Origin of the sequence: Hominilimicola sp. (genome assembly GCF_046972485.1) — a bacterium.
Lineage (GTDB): Bacteria > Bacillota > Clostridia > UBA1381 > UBA1381 > Hominilimicola > Hominilimicola fabiformis.
The window spans coordinates 1-5,369 of the sequence record NZ_JBKVWU010000139.1 but is presented as its reverse complement, the minus strand read 5'-3'; the positions used below and the strand labels follow the sequence as shown (position 1 = coordinate 5,369).

Genomic DNA, 5,369 nt, shown 5'->3' with positions numbered 1-5,369 from the left:
AGATTACATTCAGATATGACGACGCATTAAAAACCGCGGACAGAATTGTTACATTCAGAACTGTTGTAAAAACTATTGCAAAACGTAACGGACTTCACGCAACATTTATGCCGAAACCTATTGCGGGAGTAAGCGGTAGCGGAATGCACCTTACAATGTCGCTTGAAAAGGACGGTAAAAATGTTTTCTATAATGAAAATGATCCGTCAAAGCTTTCCGATACGGCACATAAATTTACGGCAGGATTATTAAAATATACACCGGATATGGCGTGCTTTACAAATCCAACGGTAAATTCATATAAGAGATTTATACCGGGATATGAGGCACCTTGCTATATTTCTTGGTCGGAAAGCAACAGAAGTTTGCTTGTAAGAGTACCGTCATCGAAAAAGCCCGGTGACGCAAGAATTGAACTTCGTTCACCCGATCCGACAGCTAATCCGTATCTTGCACTTGCGGCTTGCCTTAAAGCCGGTTTGAAAGGCATAAAAGATAATGAAACACTTCCGCCGAGTATTGATGTTAATATCTACAATCTTTCGGATAAAGAACGTGAGGCACTCGGAGTCAAGAGCTTGCCGATAAGTCTTAACGAGGCGATTAAAATTGCAAGAAAGTCCGAATTTATCAGCGAATTGCTTGGTGATAAATTTGCGTCAAGCTATTTTGAAGCTAAGGAAGAAGAATACGGAGAATATCGTCGTACCATAAATCAGTGGGAAATTGAAAAATATTTAATTGCTTATTAATTAAAAACAATTTCCTAAAAAGGAGGGACGGCGGTGGACAGAGTAGTATTGGCTTTTTCAAAAGACGAAACAGCCGACAAAATAAAAATGATGCTTGACGGCAGCGGCTATGATGTTTACACTGTCTGTCACTCAAAAGCAGAACTTTTAAGAACTGTATCCGATATGGACGAAGTGCTTATAATTATGGGATATAAACTTCCCGACGGAACTGTCGATGATGTTTATGACGATCTTATGGAAGGTCAGAAACTTATGAGCATAGTCAAAGCCGAAAGGCAGAGCAGTATATATAATCAAGATATTTTTGTTGTAACACTTCCTTTGAACAGACAGCTTTTAATAAATTCCGTAGAAACTTTTGTCGGAATTATCGAAAGAAGAAAGCACAGAGCAAAACGTACACCGGAAGAAGAAAAGATAATTCGTGATGCAAAAGCATATCTTATGGAAATACACAGAATGTCGGAGGAACAGGCACATCGATTTATACAAAAAAGAAGTATGGATACAGGTGCGAAGTTTATCGATACGGCAAGAATGATTTTAAATATTTAATGGAGATGAAGTAAATGCAGACATTTAAGTTTTCAAAAATGCATGGTGCAGGAAACGATTACATATATGTAAATTGTTTTGAGGAAAAAGTCGAGAATATAAACGAAACGGCTAAAGCCGTAAGTGACAGACATTTCGGTATCGGTTCGGACGGACTTGTTTTGATATGCCCGTCTGATGTGGCTGATTTCAGAATGGATATGTACAACAGTGACGGCTCACAAGCTGAAATGTGCGGAAACGCAACGCGTTGTGTCGGTAAGTATGTGTACGACAGAGGTCTTACAGACAAGACACAGATTACTCTTGAAACGTTGGCAGGTATAAAAATTCTTGACCTAAATGTTAAAGACGGAGAAGTGCAGACTGTTTGTGTAAATATGGGCAGTCCGGAACTTGTTCCGAAAAATATTCCGATTGACTCAAATCTTGACAGATTTATAAGTGAAGATGTTGAAGTTGACGGAAAGGTTTATAAGGTTACAGGCGTGTCAATGGGTAATCCTCATGCGGTTACATTTATTGATGATACGGACAGTCTTGAAATAGAAAAAATCGGTCCTAAATTTGAAACGCATAAATTGTTCCCAAAGAAAATCAATACAGAATTTGCACAGATAGTTGACAGAAACACTATAAAAATGCGTGTTTGGGAACGCGGTGCAGGTGAAACACTTGCCTGCGGTACAGGTGCTTGTGCAACAATGGTTGCGGCAAATTTAAACGATCTTGTTGATGATGAGGCTGACCTTGTACTTTTGGGAGGTACACTTCATATTAAGTGGGATAAAAATGAAAATAAAGTATATATGACAGGTCCGGCAAAGTTTGTATTTGACGGAACAATAACTATATAAGAGCTTGTCGACAAAATGTCGACAGCTCCAAACTGATAAATTTGAACATAGAACAGAAAGGAACAAATAAAAATGGCAAAGGTAAATGACAATTATTTAAAACTACCGGGAAGTTACTTATTCTCAACAGTCGCAAAAAAGGCGGCTGCATATACAGAGGCAAATCCAGACAAAGAAGTTATCAAGATGAGCATAGGCGACGTTACAAAGCCGTTGGCTCCTGCGGTAATTGAGGCAATGCACAAGGCAGTTGACGAAATGGGTACGGCAGAGGGATTTCACGGCTACGGTCCTGAGCAAGGTTATGATTTCTTGAGAAACAAGATTGTTGAAAAGGATTATGCGGCAAGAGGTATTGACGTAAAGGCTGATGAAATATTCGTTTCAGACGGTGCAAAATCAGACTGCGGAAATATTGGTGATATTTTCTCTGTTGACAATAAAGTTGCAGTGTGTGACCCTGTTTATCCGGTATACGTTGATACGAATGCTATGGCAGGCAGAGCGGGTGACTTTACAGACGGTAAATGGAATAATCTTGTATATATGCCTTGCAAGGAAGAAAACGGATTTATGCCACAACTTCCGGAAGAAAAGGTTGATATAATTTATCTTTGTTTCCCAAATAACCCAATCGGTGTTGCGGCAACAAGAGAACAGCTTAAACCGTGGGTTGAATATGCAAAGAAGAATGATGCGGTTATTCTTTACGACAGTGCGTATGAGGCATTTATTACAGACCCTGACGTACCGCACAGCATTTATGAAATTGAGGGTGCAAAAGAAGTTGCGATTGAATTCAGAAGCTTTTCAAAGACAGCTGGATTTACGGGTACAAGATGTGCATACACTGTTGTACCGCACGAATTAAAGGTTGACGGAGTTGAACTTAACGGATTGTGGAACAGACGTCAATGTACAAAGTTTAACGGTGTACCGTATGTAATTCAACGTGCGGCAGAGGCTGTTTATACAGACGAGGGATATAAACAGACAAGAGAGGCTGTTGCATATTATCTTGAAAATGCGAAAATTATCCGCGAATCGCTTACAGAGGCAGGCTTTACGGTTTACGGCGGCGTGAATGCTCCGTACATTTGGGCAAAGACACCAAACGGTATGAAATCATGGGATTTCTTTGACAAATTACTTGAAGAAACAGGTGTTGTAACAACACCGGGTTCGGGTTTTGGACCGAGCGGTGAGGGATACGTAAGATTTACAGCATTCTCAACTAAGGAAAATACCATAAAAGCAATGGAAAAAATCAAAGCAATTTTGTAAAATATTTAGTAGACAAAACAAAAATAATGTGCTATAATAAGTTTACACAGGATAACAAAATAATTTTTTGACGAAACAAAGGCGTTTCGATCGGTACATATCAATTTATGGATTGGTATGTTCTGATTGAAACGCCTTTTTTGTTCGGCGGAATACAGCGAAAGGATTGAAAAAAATGGAGTATAATGGATTACCCGAAAAACAGGGCCTTTATGACCCGCAATTTGAGCATGATGCCTGCGGAATCGGATTTATCGCAAATATCAAAGGAAAAACTTCTCACGGCATTATTAATCAGGCAATTCAGATATTGAAAAACCTTGCACACAGAGGCGGTGTCGGCAGTGAGCCTGATACAGGTGACGGTGCCGGTATTTTAATTCAAATGCCTCATGCCTTCATGAAAAAGGTTTGTAAGAATGAAGGGATTAAGCTACCTAAAAAGGGTGATTACGGCGTTGGTATGCTGTTTTTATCGCCGGATAAGGATACAAGAGAAGAAAGTCTTGAAAGACTTACAAAGATTATTGACGGTGAAGAACAGAAACTTCTCGGTATAAGAGAAGTGCCTGTTTATGACGTATGTATCGGTAACAGTGCCAGAGAGGCAATGCCGCATATCGTGCAGGTGTTTATCGGCAAAGGTGACGAAAGCCTTGATGCAGATTCATTTGAAAGAAAGCTTTATATTATCGGCAAACTTGCAGAAAAGGAAATCAGAAAGAGCGGTCTTGACAACTATTTCTATTTCGCATCACTATCTGCAAGAACGGTTGTATATAAAGGTATGCTTACACCTGACCAAGTTAATGAATTTTACCTTGACCTTAAAGATGTGGATATGGAAACGGCAATCGCACTTGTGCACTCACGTTTCTCAACAAACACATTCCCGTCATGGGAAAGAGCGCATCCGAACAGATACATTATCCATAACGGCGAAATTAACACTATCCGCGGTAATGTAAACTGGGTTAAGGCAAGAGAAAGAATGTTCGCAACACCTGAATTTGAGGGTGATATGGACAAAATTTTACCTGTTATCAATGAGGACGGTTCTGACTCCGCAATGCTTGATAACTATTTGCAGTTCCTACATCTTTCGGGATTCTCACTTCCGAGAGCGGTAATGATGACAATTCCTGAACCTTGGGAAAATAATGCGGATATGGATCCTGCAATGAAAGCATTTTATGAGTATCACTCATGTATCACAGAGCCTTGGGACGGCCCTGCGGCTGTTGCATTTACAGACGGACGTTATGTCGGTGCAACGCTTGACAGAAACGGTCTGAGACCGGCTCGTTACTATTTGACCTCTGACGATATGATTATTCTTTCATCTGAAGTCGGTGTAACAGATGTTGACGAGTCTACTATTATAAAGAAAGAACGTCTGCATCCGGGTAAAATGCTCCTTATCGATACAGAAAAGGGCAAGATTATTTCAGACGAAGAAATCAAAAAGGAAGAGGCACTTCACAAGCCGTATGCAGAGTGGGTAAAGAAAACTCTTGTTGAGCTTGACAAGCTTCCTCTTAATACAGATAAAAAGGGCGACACATGGCACGATTTGGTGCATAAATTAAAGGACAACGCAAAAGGCAATGTCAACGAACATTTGCTTTTGAAGAACTTTATCGTTCTTGAAAATATGTTTGTAAATCGTGAAAACAGTGACGATAAACTTTCATTGCTTACACGTCAAAAGGCATTCGGCTATACTTGGGAGGACGTCAACACAACGATTAAATCAATCGTTGAAAAGGCTGACGATCCAATCGGTGCAATGGGTGCGGATATTCCGCTTGCGGTATTGTCGGAAAAACCGCAGCTTTTGTATAACTACTTCAAACAACTGTTTGCACAGGTAACAAACCCTCCTATTGACGCAATTCGTGAGCAGATTGTTACTTCA

The 5,369-nt window shown here is 40.0% G+C and carries 5 protein-coding genes; all 5 read left to right on the top strand.

Going from position 1 to position 5,369, the window contains the following annotated elements; genetic code table 11:
- Positions 1 to 752: glutamine synthetase family protein (locus ACLTU0_RS10560; protein WP_412322397.1), on the top strand; the 752-nt coding region annotated here is incomplete at its 5' end.
- A gap of 33 nt (positions 753 to 785) precedes the next feature.
- On the top strand, positions 786 to 1,310 hold the full coding sequence (locus ACLTU0_RS10555) for an ANTAR domain-containing response regulator (protein ID WP_412274234.1): 525 nt from the start codon (positions 786 to 788) through the stop codon (positions 1,308 to 1,310).
- Positions 1,311 to 1,324: 14 nt separating this feature from the next.
- Positions 1,325 to 2,167: a diaminopimelate epimerase gene (gene dapF, locus ACLTU0_RS10550; protein ID WP_337599811.1), complete on the top strand. Its 843-nt coding sequence runs from the start codon at positions 1,325 to 1,327 to the stop codon at positions 2,165 to 2,167.
- Positions 2,168 to 2,239: 72 nt separating this feature from the next.
- The gene (locus ACLTU0_RS10545; RefSeq protein WP_117964912.1) at positions 2,240 to 3,451 is read left to right on the top strand and encodes an LL-diaminopimelate aminotransferase; all 1,212 of its coding nucleotides are present in this window, start codon (positions 2,240 to 2,242) and stop codon (positions 3,449 to 3,451) included.
- Positions 3,452 to 3,626: 175 nt separating this feature from the next.
- Positions 3,627 to 5,369 (top strand): glutamate synthase central domain-containing protein (locus tag ACLTU0_RS10540; RefSeq protein ID WP_412322395.1); only part of this gene is annotated, 1,743 nt, incomplete at its 3' end.

What these genes read in the sequence shown, in the direction of transcription:
- dapF (WP_337599811.1), top strand. Translation starts at nt 1,325, where the DNA reads ATGCAGACATTTAAGTTTTCAAAAATGCATGGTGCAGGAAACGATTAC.
- ACLTU0_RS10545 (WP_117964912.1), top strand. Translation starts at nt 2,240, where the DNA reads ATGGCAAAGGTAAATGACAATTATTTAAAACTACCGGGAAGTTACTTA.